This window comes from Marinobacter sp. Arc7-DN-1 (genome assembly GCF_003441595.1).
GTDB lineage: Bacteria > Pseudomonadota > Gammaproteobacteria > Pseudomonadales > Oleiphilaceae > Marinobacter > Marinobacter metalliresistant.
Genome location: NZ_CP031848.1, coordinates 789,610 through 801,928 on the forward strand (window position 1 = coordinate 789,610; position 12,319 = coordinate 801,928).

Here is a 12,319-nt window from a genome sequence, read left to right on the forward strand (position 1 = left end):
AAACCGCTGTCCGGGCAACCGGACAGCGGCTTTTCTTTACGTCAGCACCTCAGACGGCTTCCGCCGGTTCGTCCTCGTACTCAAACACCAGCTCATCGTCACGGAGATGGATGTACACATCTCCACCCTTCTTTGACAGGCGTCCGAACAGGATCTGCTCAGCCAGCGGCCGCTTGATCTTGTCCTGAATCAGACGGGACATCGGACGGGCACCCATGGTGACGTCGTAGCCTTTGTCTGCCAGCCAGGATTTCGCAGCATCATCCACATGCAACACAACATGCTTCTCGTCCAGCTGCGCCTGCAGTTCGGTCAGGAACTTGTCCACCACATGGGTGATGGTGTCCTTCTGAAGGTCGCCGAACTGGATGATACCGTCCAGACGGTTGCGGAACTCCGGCGTGAAGGTCTTGCTGATAATCTCCATGCCATCGGTGCTGTGGTCCTGTTCGCTGAAGCCAATCGAACGACGGGCCATGCTTTCTGCGCCGGCATTGGTTGTCATAACCAGGATCACGTGGCGGAAGTCCGCCTTGCGGCCGTTGTTATCAGTCAGCGTACCGTGGTCCATGACCTGCAGAAGCAGGTTGAAGACTTCCGGATGGGCCTTTTCGATTTCATCCAGCAACAACACACAATGGGGGTGCTTGGTGACAGACTCCGTCAGCAGGCCTCCCTGGTCGTATCCAACATAGCCCGGCGGCGCACCGATGAGTCTTGAGACAGTGTGGCGCTCCATGTACTCGGACATGTCGAAGCGCACCAGTTCGATTCCCAGAACCTTGGCCAGTTGTTTGGTGACCTCGGTTTTACCGACACCTGTCGGCCCCGCGAACAGAAACGCACCTTCCGGCTTCTCAGGCGCCTTCAGGCCGGCACGGGCCAGCTTGATGGAAGTAGCGAGGGACTCGATGGCCGGATCCTGACCAAACACCACCATCTTGAGGTCCCGCTCGATATTGCGAAGCAGGTCCTTATCGCTGGTGGAGACATTCTTCGGCGGAATGCGGGCAATGTTCGCTACCACATCCTCGATATCAGTTACGTCGATGGTCTTCTTGCGCTTGCCTTCCGGCTGCAACCGCTGCCGGGCGCCCGCCTCATCAATCACATCAATAGCCTTGTCCGGCAGATGACGATCGGTGATGTACCGGTCTGCCAACTCCGCGGCAACCTGCAAGGCCTTGTCCGTGTACTTGAGATCGTGGTGCTTCTCGAAGTTCGGCTTCAGCCCCTTGAGGATCTGGTAGGTATCCTCAACGCTGGGCTCGTTGACATCGATTTTCTGGAAGCGGCGGGCCAGCGCGCTGTCCTTCTCGAAGATGCCACGAAATTCCTGGAACGTGGTGGAGCCGATGCAACGGATCTCCCCGGAACTCAGCATCGGCTTCAACAGGTTGGAAGCGTCCATAACGCCACCGGATGCAGAACCTGCACCGATAATCGTGTGGATCTCGTCGATAAACAGAATCGCGTGGCTCTCTTTCTTGAGTTCCGCCAGCAGCCCTTTCAGGCGCTTCTCGAAATCACCGCGATACTTGGTACCCGCCAGCAAGGCACCGAGATCCAGCGAGTAGACCACGGCATCGGAAATGATGTCGGGTACCTGACCATCCACGATTCGCTTGGCAAGCCCTTCAGCGATGGCGGTCTTGCCTACGCCGGCCTCACCGACCAGCAGCGGGTTGTTCTTGCGACGGCGCACCAGAATCTGTACCACCCGCTCAACCTCGTGCTCGCGCCCGATGAGTGGATCAATCCGGCCCTGGCGGGCCTGCTCATTGAGATTGGTTGCGTAACTTTCCAGTGGCTTGGAATGGCCACCCTCCTCTCCGGCTTCATCATGGGAAGCCTGATCATGACTTTCCTGATCTTCGGCGCCCTGAACCCGGGAGATTCCATGAGAGACGAAATTGACCACATCAATGCGGGCAATGCTCTGTTTCTTGAGCACATAAACTGCCTGGCTTTCCTGCTCGCTGAAGATAGCGACCAGTACATTGGCCCCGGTTACCTCTTTCTTGCCCGAGGACTGCACATGGAACACCGCCCGTTGCAGCACTCGCTGGAAACCCAGCGTGGGCTGGGTCTCCCGCTCACCGTCGCTGCTCGGGATCAATGGTGTTGTTGAGTCAACAAACTCGACCAGTTCCTCCTGAAGTCGCTTGAGGTCTGCACCACAGGCCTTCAGAACGCCCACCGCCGATTCGTTGTCGAGCAGGGCCAGCAACAAATGCTCCACAGTCATGAACTCATGACGCTTATCGCGGGCATTCTTGAAGGCCGTGTTCAGCGTAATTTCCAGATCTTTGCTCAGCATGGGCCACCCCAACGTCTTTCAGTCCGCACGTTCAATCTCGCAAAGGAGCGGATGTTCGCATTCCGAGGAATACTGGTTCACCTGTGCCGCCTTTGTTTCCGCGATGTCCCGGGTAAATACCCCGCATACAGCTTTTCCCTGCGTATGGACGAGCAGCATCACCTGCGTCGCCTTTTCCTCGTTCATTCCGAAGAACGTCATCAGCACATCCACCACGAAATCCATGGGTGTGTAATCGTCGTTCAGGAGCACTACCCTGTATCGCGCCGGGCGCTTGAGAGCAGGCTTTTCGGGAGCAACACTGAGGCCATCCTGCCGCCCCGGCTGTTCGTCCTCCCCCTGATTTAATACTAGTAGAGAATTTTCGATAGTCCGCATCATTGCTTACCGGTTTATCGGTGCTCCTGTCTAAATGTGGATGTCGGCCCCAAGCTTTTCAAGCAGGACGTGTGGGATATTTACTGATACAAACATGATACCGCTTCCAGACTGCGTTCAACCACACATTCCCGGCATAGAAACTATTGACTCGACGCTACGATTGGCCGAAAGTTAAATAGCATTGTAAAATAATGTAAATCCATGCAATGTTTGTGTAACGCGATTCCGACGGTAATTCGGACGGAAAGTGCGACGGCCGAAAGGCAAACACCACGAATAAGAACAGTGACAGCAAAAGAACAGGGGAGTTCATCATGCCAAGAGGCAAAGTCAAGTGGTTCAACAATGCCAAAGGGTACGGATTCATCATCGAGGATGGTTGCAGTGACGACCTGTTTGCTCACTTCTCATCGGTCCAAATGGACGGCTACAAGACCCTGAAAGCCGGTCAAGCCGTATCCTTTGATAAAAAGCCAGGCGACAAGGGCATTCACGCAGTCAACATCATTCCGGATGAGCAGCCCGCCAGCAAGGCCCAGACTGGTGCCGGAGGCGACGCTGCAGAAGAATCGGGGCAACAGGAATCCGGCCGGGACGGTTATCCGCCCCGTGCAGTAAACGGCTGACCTGTCTGGCGTCGGGAGCCTGACACCCCCACCGGCGAAAGCTGGTGGGAGGTGTTATTTTTTCTCTGAAAACCTGACGATCCTGCTAACGGCTGAAACTTGACGCCGCAATCTGACTTTGTCACTCCTTACCTTTGAAGTACCCTACTCTCTCTGAAGCACTCTGCAACTTCTGGAAACGTGCGATTGCATGGCTGAGCTCATTCTTTTCAACAAACCCTTTCAGGTCCTGAGCCAGTTTACTGACGATGGTGCCGCTGGAGGCGACTCGCCGCGCGCGACGCTGGCGGACTACCTGCGAATTCCCGGCGTCTATCCGGCCGGTCGACTGGATTATGATTCCGAGGGCCTGCTTCTGCTGACATCCGAGGGTGCCTTGCAGCACCGGATTGCGTCGCCGGCGCTCAAGATGCCCAAGACCTATTGGGCGCAGGTAGAAGGCGAGATTTCAGACGACGCCCTGAAACGTCTGGCGGAAGGCGTTGAGCTGAAAGATGGCCTGACCCGGCCGGCAAAAGCCACAAGAATGCCCGCGCCGGCCATCTGGCCCCGGATACCTTCTGTAAGGCACCGCGATACCGTTCCAACCAGCTGGCTGGAGCTGACCATTACCGAAGGCAGGAACCGGCAGGTCCGGCGAATGACTGCCGCGGTCGGCTTCCCGACGCTGCGACTGATCCGTTACCGCATTGGCGACTGGACCCTGGCTGGCCTGAAATCCGGTGAACACCGGACAGTCACCGTCAACCTGCCGGCCAGCTCAAACACCAAATCCCGCCCCGGTCGTGCCGGACCCGGGGCCCGACCCCGGAGAACCAGAAAGTCATGACCTGGACACCCCATGCCACTGTAGCGGTTGTTGTTGAAGATCAGACAGGACGTTTTCTCATGGTGGAGGAGTTCAGCGGTGGCAAGGTTGTGTTCAACCAGCCCGCCGGCCATATCGAGGAAAACGAGGCCATACTCGATGCCGTTCGCCGGGAAGCCCTGGAGGAAACCGGCTGGGAGATTGACCCGATACACTTTTTGGGCATCTACACCTACAAGGCGCCGGCAAATGACGTTACCTATTATCGCTTCTGTTACGTCGCCCAAGCCGGGGCGAAGGTTTCAGACCATCTGGACGACGGCATCATTGCCGCCCACTGGCTGACCCTTGACGAGATTCGTGGCCTCGGCGAAAAACTTCGCAGCCCGCTTGTACTGCGGTGCATAGAAGATTACCGAAACGGCCGCCAATACCCGCTGGACGTCGTCGTCGATTCAAAGACGGCGTACTAGGAAAATGGTAAACTCGCGGTTTTTTAACCGGTAGCAACGCTGTAATGACCAACGCATCTGAAGCTCATTCTTCAACCAGCCCAACCAACACCCGCGTTGTCGTCGGCATGTCCGGCGGTGTGGATTCTTCCGTGGCCGCCTGGCTACTCAAGGATCAGGGTTATCAGGTTGAAGGCCTGTTCATGAAGAACTGGGATGAGGATGACGGCACCGAATACTGCACCGCCATGACCGACCTGGCGGACGCCCGGGCCGTTGCCGATGCCATCGGCATCAAACTGCATACCGCCAGCTTCGCCGCCGAGTACTGGGATCGGGTATTTGAGCATTTCCTGTCGGAATACCAGGCAGGCCGCACCCCGAACCCCGACATTCTGTGCAACAAGGAAGTCAAATTCCGCGCCTTTCTGGACTACGCCATCACCCTGGGTGCTGACTATATTGCCACCGGCCATTACGCCCGCCAGCGCCCCATTGCCGGCTCCCAGGGCAAGGCCCAGCTGCTGAAAGGCCTGGATCCGAACAAGGATCAGAGCTATTTCCTGCACGCGGTCTCAGGCGACCGCATCGCACGGACCCTGTTCCCCGTGGGCGAACTCGAGAAACCGGAAGTGCGCCGGATTGCCGAACAGCAGGGCTTCGTGACCCACGACAAGAAAGACTCCACGGGCATCTGCTTTATTGGTGAGCGCAAGTTCCGGGACTTTCTGAAACAGTACCTGCCCGCCCAGCCCGGCGATATCGAAACACCGGATGGCCGGAAGATCGGGCGCCATCAGGGCCTGATGTACCACACCATTGGCCAGCGCCAGGGCCTCGGCATCGGTGGCCTCAGTGAATTTGGCGATGAGCCCTGGTATGTGGCGGAAAAGGACCTCAGTCGCAATGTGCTCATTGCCGTTCAGGGCAAGCATCATCCCCTGCTGTTCTCCCGGGGCCTGGTATCCGGTCCGATTGACTGGGTCGCCGGCCAGCCTCCCGCAGAGTCCTTCCGCTGCAAGGCGAAGACCCGCTACCGGCAGCCGGATCAGGACTGTCAGGTTTCTGTCATTGACGGTGGCTTGCGGGTCGATTTTGAGGATGCCCAACGGGCGGTCACGCCGGGACAATCGGTTGTCTTCTACGACGGCGAGGTGTGTCTCGGCGGTGGTGTCATTGAGGAAACCTGGCGTGATGGCGAGCCCCTGCCGGCCCGCCTGACCGGTTCCCGGACTCAGGAAGAATCCGTATGAGCCGCTCTCTGAAAGACCAGACCCTGGCCCTGGCCGGGGTTTTCCAGGCCGCTAACCTGGTTCAGCAGATTGCCCACAGCGGCCAGTGTAATCAGGCCAGTCTGGAAACCTCCATACGCTCCCTGTTTGCAACGAATCCGGAGAACACCCTGGACGTTTACGGTGGTGAACTCCGGGATATCCGGGAGGGCCTGGTAACGCTTTCCTCCGTGCTCAGCCAGCAGAGCAAGCAGCAGGATATCGAAGTGCTTCGCTATGCCCTTAACCTGGTTCACCTGGAATCCAGGCTGAACCGCCGGTCAGACATGCTGGACGTCATCGGCAGCAGGATCGACCAGGCGCGGCATACCGCCAGCCACTTCGGCTATACCCACCCCAACCTGATCAGCAACCTGGCCTCGGTATACGCCGATACCATCAGCACGTTCCGGATGCGCATCCAGGTGAGCGGCAATCCCTCAGTCCTGCAGCAGGAAGAGAACGCCGCCAAGGTTCGGGCTCTTCTGCTGGCGGGTATACGGTCGGCGGTGCTCTGGCGCCAGACCGGCGGGCGTCGCTGGCAACTGATTTTTTCCCGCAAGAAGGTCATCCTGTTGGCCCGGGAACTGGCCGAGGAAGCGAATCGCTCCCTGTACCACTGACAGCGCTGATTCAGTGCCTGCGCTGGTGTATGATAGGCACCCCCTGATTTTCTTTTGACACAATTCTTTGATGACTTGAGAGGTTTTCGATGGAACTCACCGCCCTGACCGCCATTTCCCCGGTCGATGGACGCTATGGCAGTAAAGTCAGCGTCTTCCGTGAAATCTTCAGTGAATATGGCCTGATCAGGAACCGCGTGACCGTCGAGATCCGGTGGCTGCAGAAACTGGCCGCTCACCCCGGCGTAACCGAAGTGCCTGCTTTTTCCACTGAAGCCAATGCCGTGCTCGACCGCATCGTGAGCGAATTCAGCCTGGAGGACGCCGAGCGTATCAAGGAAATCGAACGCACCACCAATCACGATGTGAAAGCGGTGGAGTATTTCATCAAGGAGAAAATCGCCAGCGTTCCGGAACTGCACGCGGTGACCGAGTTTGTCCACTTTGCCTGCACCTCGGAAGACATCAATAACCTGTCCCACGCGCTGATGCTTCGGGAGGGTCTGGATCACGGCATGCTGCCCGCCATGGACCGGGTTGTCGACAAGCTGGCACAGCTGGCACACGATCACGCATCCCAGCCGATGCTCTCCCGTACCCATGGGCAAACCGCTTCACCCACAACCGTGGGCAAGGAGCTGGCCAATGTGGTCTACCGGTTACGCCGGCAGGTCAAACAGATCCGTGAAACCGAGCTGCTGGGCAAGATCAACGGCGCGGTTGGCAACTACAACGCCCATATTTCAGCCTACCCCGACATTGACTGGGCGCTGAATGCCCGGGAATTCATCGAAGGTCTCGGCCTTGACTGGAACCCGTACACCACGCAGATCGAGCCACACGATTATATTGCCGAACTGTACGATGCCGTCGCCCGTTTCAACACGATTCTGATCGACCTGGACCGGGACATCTGGGGCTACATTTCCCTGGGTTACTTCAAGCAGAAGACCGTGGAAGGCGAAGTGGGCTCCTCCACCATGCCCCACAAAGTCAACCCGATCGACTTCGAGAACTCCGAAGGCAACCTTGGTATCGCCAATGCCCTGTTCAGCCACCTCTCTGCCAAGCTCCCCATTTCACGCTGGCAGCGGGACCTGACTGATTCAACAGTTCTCCGCAACCTGGGGGTTGGCTTTGCCCACAGCCTGATCGCCTATGAGGCCAGCCTCAAGGGGCTGGGCAAGCTCGAAATCAACCCGGCCCGTCTTGATGACGACCTTGACCACGCCTGGGAAGTACTCGCCGAGCCGATCCAGACCGTGATGCGCCGCTACAACATCGAAAAGCCCTATGAAAAGCTCAAGGCATTGACCCGCGGCAAGGCAATGACCCCGGAAGTGATCAAGAATTTCGTTGAGACCCTTGAGATTCCGGAGCAAGCCAAGGCAGAACTGATGGCGCTGACACCAGGCAGTTACATCGGCAACGCCATTGATCAAGCACAAAACATCTGAAACCGGGAGCACGCCCATGGACATGCTTGGCGGACTGACACCCTCTGAATTTCTACGGAACTACTGGCAGAAGAAGCCCCTTGTCATCCGTCAGGCATTTCCAGGTTTCCGGTGCCCGGTCAGTGCCGATGAGCTCGCGGGCCTCGCCTGCGAAGAAGGCGTGGAGTCCCGGATTGTCATTGAAAACGACGATGGCAAACCCTGGCAGCTCCACAACGGCCCCTTCTCTCCGGACCGGTTCAGCGCTTTACCAGAGCAGGACTGGACCCTGCTGGTTCAGGGCCTGGACCACTGGGTGCCGGACATTGCCGATCTGCTGGAGCACTTCCGTTTCATACCCAACTGGCGCCTGGATGACATCATGGCCAGTTACGCCCCCAAGGGCGGCAGCGTTGGCCCTCACTATGACCAGTATGATGTCTTTCTACTTCAGGCCCAGGGGCACCGGCGCTGGACCTTTGGCGGCCACTGCGACCACGCCTCTCCACAAGTGGAAGGCACCCCGCTCCGGATTCTGAGTAGCTGGGATGGAGAAGAAACCGTCACCCTGTCCCCCGGTGACATGCTGTACCTGCCGCCAGGCATCGGACACCATGGCATTGCCGAGGACGACTGCATCACCCTGTCAGTGGGTTTCCGGGCGCCGACCATCGACGACATTCTTACCGGGTTCACCGACTTTCTGGCCAGCCAGTCCGATACCTCCGAGCATCTCAACGACCCGGACCTGCAGGTTCAGGATAACCCGGGCACTATCCGGCCCAACGTTGTGGACCGCCTGGAAGGTGTTATTCGGGAGAAACTGGGTGATCGCCGGCAACTGACTCTCTGGTTTGGTCAATATTCCACGGCTCCGAAGAGTATGGACATCGTAGTCCCTGCCGACGAACCGGCCGATGCCGGGGATATTGCGGAAGCGATTCAGGCCGGCGAGCAGATGCGCTGGAATGAAGGCTCGCGCTTCGCCTATTACGATTTTGAAAGCGAAACCGCGCTGTTCGTGGACGGCGAACAATTCCTGCTAAAAGGTGAGGCCCGGCCTCTGGCCCCGCTGCTATGTTCCTCCGCCCGCATCGATATGGCGGCACTGGCCGGATTTGCCGACGACGAAGCGTTGCTTGGGCTTCTGACCACGCTCTACAATCAGGGCTCTGTCTATTTCGAGTAAACATAGGCGGTCGAGGTATCGGCGAGCGGGTAAGCCCTGATAAAACACGCTGTGAATACATCCGTGTACGCTCGGCTCCGCCCTTTAGCGCTTATCGCTCCTGCGTCGCGCTAAAGGTCCGGGGCAAGCCGTCCATGGCTTTCCCGTGAAGTGCTTTGCACTTCACCCATGGCTCCGCACGGTTTTATCAGGGCTTACCCGCTCGCCTTATCAGGCATCATCATGAATATCCGATTCAGAAAATACGATTGGCAACTCGCTCCAGCATCAATCCGGGAAATTCGTCAGCAGGTGTTCATTGACGAACAAAAGGTCCCTCCGGAGCTGGAGTGGGATGAAACCGACGAAATTGCCGATCATTACCTGGCGGTGTTGCCTGACAACACGCCCGCCGGCGTCGCCCGGCTGTTCCCGGCCCTGGAAGAAACCGGCCACATTGGTCGCATGGCGATACCGCCGGAGTACCGCGGACAGGGTATTGGCGAGGCATTGCTGCGACACCTGATCAATGAATCCGCGGGACGGTTTTCAGAGCTCAGGCTCTCTGCCCAGGAACACGCTATCCCCTTCTACCAGCGTTCAGGCTTTCATGTCTGCTCGGGTGTCTACGACGATGCCGGCATTCCTCACTTTGATATGCGTTGCCTGGCACCGGATCTCGCGGCCGAGGCCCTTGCCGGCAAAGACCAGCCGATGATTCTGGGTAATGACACGGAGTCCTGGCTGTTTGATACCGAGGCCAGGCTCCTGGGCCTGATGGATTCCGTGGTTGGCCAGGCAGGTCAGCGAATCTGGCTTTACGACCGCCTGCTGGAACACGATCTGTACGACCGCCATCGTTTCCGGGAGCTGATCTCCGCCCTCGCCCGTCGGCACCGGCTCAGTGAGGTCAGGCTGCTGATCCATGACGACAAACCGCTGGTGAAGCGTCGCCACAAACTGGTCGAGCTCATGCGTCGGTTACCCAGTCGGATGGAACTGCGCCTGGTCAATGAAGATTACCCGGTGGAGGATCAGCCGTTCATTCTGGCGGATCGGGAAGGTGTGGTGTACCGGCATGACTTCTACAAGCCGGAGGGTTTCGCCAGGTTTTCGGACGGTGGCCGGGTGAAACTGCTCTCGGAGAGTTTCCAGCGAATGTGGGATGCCGCCCGCCCTTCCCTGGAATTGCGGGAATTACCGCTCTGAGTGATGAGCCTGTGGCGCGTCCGGCGCTTCAAACTTGGCGCCGAACGGGGCAAATTCGGCATCCACCTCACTGGCAACCTCAGCGATCAGCTTGCGCAGCCACTGATGGTCGGCATTGTGTTGCAGCAACGGACTCCAGGCCATTTTCAACTCAAAGGGCGGAATCTCGAACGGCGGCACCTTGACGACAAGATTCGGATTGTCCCTCTGAAGCCAGGCGGCGCGGGAGGGCAATGTGGCAATCAGGTCATGCTGCTCAGCGAGCAGCATTGCCACCTGATAATGCCGTGTGAAGACGGAAATCTGACGCTTGCGCCCCATTCTGGACAAGGCTTCGTCAACCCAGCCCAGGCGCTGGACGTCCTTGGGATTTACACCCACGCCAACGCCAAAGCCGGTCTTACTGACCCAGATGTGACTGGCATCCAGGTAGGTATCGAGCGTAAACGGCTCCCTGAGCAGCGGATTACGGGCATTCATCAGGCAGGCGAAATATTCGGTCCAGAGAGTTTTCTGGTGGAACGACTGGGGTATCTTGTCGAACCGGTTAATGGCCATGTCCAGCCTGCCCTGCTCGACGTCGAGAAAACTGACGTCACTCGGGGTCAGGACGTCCAGCGTCACCTGTGGCGCCTCTTGCCGGATGCGGCGGAGCACGCGGGGCATCAGACAGGACTCGGCGTAATCACTGGCCATAATCCTGAACACCCGCTGGCTTTCGAGAGCCGAGAACGGCGTCTTTTCCTGCACTGCCTGCTCGATATCTGAAAGGATCCCGCGTACCAGCGGTTGAAGCTCCCGGGCGCGCTCCGTGGCTGTCATACCTTCACTGGTTCTCACCAGCAATGGATCGCTGAACAGATCACGCAACCGCCTTAACCCATTGCTCATGGCAGGCTGGGTGATGCCCAGGTGGTTGGCTGCCTTGGTTACATTCCGCTCGCGCAAGAGCACGTCCAGATAAACGAGCAGGTTCAGATCAACACGGGAAATATCCACAGACAACTCCGGAACGCCATAATAACGGGGTAAAAGAACCTTCATTCACGGGGACAATATACATGATACGGAAAATTCACGTAATCAATGTGCAATACGAACTTTCACATTTGAAAACGGATTCAACGCCGTATTTCTGTTAGTCTTTCGGATACTTGCTGAATAATATCGGTATTTTGAGGCCGGGCCTGCATTCCCGCCGTCCTTTGATCCTGAAGCCGGAGTCGTTACTGACAAAATGGATACCACTACGATTGTCCTTGTGCTGGCCGCCATCGTTACCGTCTCGATTGTCATTATTGTGATCAGCCAGATGCGAGAGCGGGCCCGAATCGAGCGGGCCCGGAAAATCACCGCACAGGAGGACGCGTACAACCGCGCCTTTCGGCTGCTCTCGGAGATCCCCGGTCAGTACCTGACCGCAGACCTTAAGCTCGTGCTGATCAAACGCATGGAAGAAGCGTGTAATGAACTCGCGGGGCTTAAGTCCGGCCTCCCGGTTAAACAGTGGCAGGATTCGGCGACCGATCTGAAAAAACAGGTCATGGAAAAACGTGACACCACCGTGCCGGTAAAGATCGATTCCCCGGAAAAATCCAATTACGTCAAGGAATTGCTTCAGAATCTGTTCAAAATGATTGAGGCGATGCATAAAAGCGGGCGGATTGACGCTGGCACTGCCAAGAAGAACCTCAGGTATGTCCTGTTTCTGGTTCACAAGACCCACGCCGACCTGCATGTGTTCCAGGCCCGGGATTATGTCCGCCAGAACCAGATTCGCAAAGCCATCCACGCCTATCACCTGGCCAGCACCGAAATGGGCAAGTCCCGTGACAATCCCCTTGCCATGAAAGCGGTCAAGAGCTTCCGGACACGTATCAAGGAACTGGAGGCAATGAGCGCAGAAGGCAAGGATGGCCAGTACCATGAATCCCAGTCCCAGCTGGACCGGGAATGGGACACCTTCCTCCACGATGATGAGTGGAAGAAAAAAGCCGACTACGACGACTGAAGGCACAGACCGGG

12 protein-coding genes are annotated in these 12,319 nt (G+C 57.6%); 9 read left to right on the forward strand and 3 right to left on the reverse strand.

Going from position 1 to position 12,319, the window contains the following annotated elements:
- Positions 1-49 precede the first annotated feature (49 nt).
- Together clpA and clpS are read right to left on the reverse strand one after the other, a co-directional pair.
- Entirely contained in the window at positions 50-2,320 is a 2,271-nt protein-coding gene (clpA, locus tag D0851_RS03685; protein WP_117617412.1) for an ATP-dependent Clp protease ATP-binding subunit ClpA, read from the reverse strand.
- 18 nt (positions 2,321-2,338) lie between these two features.
- A complete protein-coding gene (clpS, locus tag D0851_RS03690; protein ID WP_117620266.1) occupies positions 2,339-2,698 on the reverse strand; it encodes an ATP-dependent Clp protease adapter ClpS in 360 nt (119 codons plus the stop codon).
- Between the two features lie 317 nt (positions 2,699-3,015).
- On the opposite strand from clpS, the gene D0851_RS20925 reads away from it, so the two are divergent.
- The 8 genes from D0851_RS20925 (at position 3,016) to D0851_RS20780 (ending at position 10,294) form a co-directional block, all read left to right on the forward strand.
- Positions 3,016-3,327: a cold shock domain-containing protein gene (locus tag D0851_RS20925; RefSeq protein ID WP_117617413.1), complete on the forward strand. Its 312-nt coding sequence runs from the start codon at positions 3,016-3,018 to the stop codon at positions 3,325-3,327.
- Positions 3,328-3,517: 190 nt separating this feature from the next.
- Entirely contained in the window at positions 3,518-4,156 is a 639-nt protein-coding gene (locus D0851_RS03700; RefSeq protein ID WP_117617414.1) for a pseudouridine synthase, read from the forward strand.
- Positions 4,153-4,608: an NUDIX hydrolase gene (locus D0851_RS03705; protein ID WP_117617415.1), complete on the forward strand. Its 456-nt coding sequence runs from the start codon at positions 4,153-4,155 to the stop codon at positions 4,606-4,608. The genes D0851_RS03700 and D0851_RS03705 overlap by 4 nt, the downstream gene beginning before the upstream one ends.
- A gap of 44 nt (positions 4,609-4,652) precedes the next feature.
- Positions 4,653-5,840 carry a tRNA 2-thiouridine(34) synthase MnmA gene (mnmA, locus tag D0851_RS03710; RefSeq protein ID WP_117617416.1) on the forward strand — a complete coding sequence of 396 codons (1,188 nt, stop codon included), beginning with the start codon at positions 4,653-4,655 and terminating at the stop codon, positions 5,838-5,840.
- On the forward strand, positions 5,837-6,481 hold the full coding sequence (gene hflD / locus D0851_RS03715; protein ID WP_117617417.1) for a high frequency lysogenization protein HflD: 645 nt from the start codon (positions 5,837-5,839) through the stop codon (positions 6,479-6,481). Before mnmA ends, hflD begins: the two co-directional genes overlap by 4 nt.
- Before the next feature lie 89 nt (positions 6,482-6,570).
- Positions 6,571-7,938: an adenylosuccinate lyase gene (gene purB / locus D0851_RS03720; RefSeq protein WP_117617418.1), complete on the forward strand. Its 1,368-nt coding sequence runs from the start codon at positions 6,571-6,573 to the stop codon at positions 7,936-7,938.
- A 16-nt stretch (positions 7,939-7,954) separates the two neighbouring features.
- Entirely contained in the window at positions 7,955-9,106 is a 1,152-nt protein-coding gene (locus D0851_RS03725) for a cupin domain-containing protein (RefSeq protein WP_117617419.1), read from the forward strand.
- 222 nt (positions 9,107-9,328) lie between these two features.
- Positions 9,329-10,294 carry a GNAT family N-acetyltransferase gene (locus D0851_RS20780; protein WP_117617420.1) on the forward strand — a complete coding sequence of 322 codons (966 nt, stop codon included), beginning with the start codon at positions 9,329-9,331 and terminating at the stop codon, positions 10,292-10,294.
- Here D0851_RS20780 and D0851_RS03735 read toward each other — a convergent pair.
- Positions 10,283-11,293 carry a LysR family transcriptional regulator gene (locus D0851_RS03735; protein WP_117617421.1) on the reverse strand — a complete coding sequence of 337 codons (1,011 nt, stop codon included), beginning with the start codon at positions 11,291-11,293 and terminating at the stop codon, positions 10,283-10,285. The genes D0851_RS20780 and D0851_RS03735 overlap by 12 nt on opposite strands.
- Before the next feature lie 238 nt (positions 11,294-11,531).
- On the opposite strand from D0851_RS03735, the gene D0851_RS03740 reads away from it, so the two are divergent.
- A complete protein-coding gene (locus D0851_RS03740) occupies positions 11,532-12,305 on the forward strand; it encodes a hypothetical protein (RefSeq protein ID WP_117617422.1) in 774 nt (257 codons plus the stop codon).
- Positions 12,306-12,319 lie beyond the last annotated feature (14 nt).

What these genes read in the sequence shown, in the direction of transcription:
- clpA (WP_117617412.1), bottom strand. Translation starts at nt 2,320, where the DNA reads ATGCTGAGCAAAGATCTGGAAATTACGCTGAACACGGCCTTCAAGAAT.
- clpS (WP_117620266.1), bottom strand. Translation starts at nt 2,698, where the DNA reads ATGCGGACTATCGAAAATTCTCTACTAGTATTAAATCAGGGGGAGGAC.
- D0851_RS20925 (WP_117617413.1), top strand. Translation starts at nt 3,016, where the DNA reads ATGCCAAGAGGCAAAGTCAAGTGGTTCAACAATGCCAAAGGGTACGGA.
- D0851_RS03700 (WP_117617414.1), top strand. Translation starts at nt 3,518, where the DNA reads ATGGCTGAGCTCATTCTTTTCAACAAACCCTTTCAGGTCCTGAGCCAG.
- D0851_RS03705 (WP_117617415.1), top strand. Translation starts at nt 4,153, where the DNA reads ATGACCTGGACACCCCATGCCACTGTAGCGGTTGTTGTTGAAGATCAG.
- mnmA (WP_117617416.1), top strand. Translation starts at nt 4,653, where the DNA reads ATGACCAACGCATCTGAAGCTCATTCTTCAACCAGCCCAACCAACACC.
- hflD (WP_117617417.1), top strand. Translation starts at nt 5,837, where the DNA reads ATGAGCCGCTCTCTGAAAGACCAGACCCTGGCCCTGGCCGGGGTTTTC.
- purB (WP_117617418.1), top strand. Translation starts at nt 6,571, where the DNA reads ATGGAACTCACCGCCCTGACCGCCATTTCCCCGGTCGATGGACGCTAT.
- D0851_RS03725 (WP_117617419.1), top strand. Translation starts at nt 7,955, where the DNA reads ATGGACATGCTTGGCGGACTGACACCCTCTGAATTTCTACGGAACTAC.
- D0851_RS20780 (WP_117617420.1), top strand. Translation starts at nt 9,329, where the DNA reads ATGAATATCCGATTCAGAAAATACGATTGGCAACTCGCTCCAGCATCA.
- D0851_RS03740 (WP_117617422.1), top strand. Translation starts at nt 11,532, where the DNA reads ATGGATACCACTACGATTGTCCTTGTGCTGGCCGCCATCGTTACCGTC.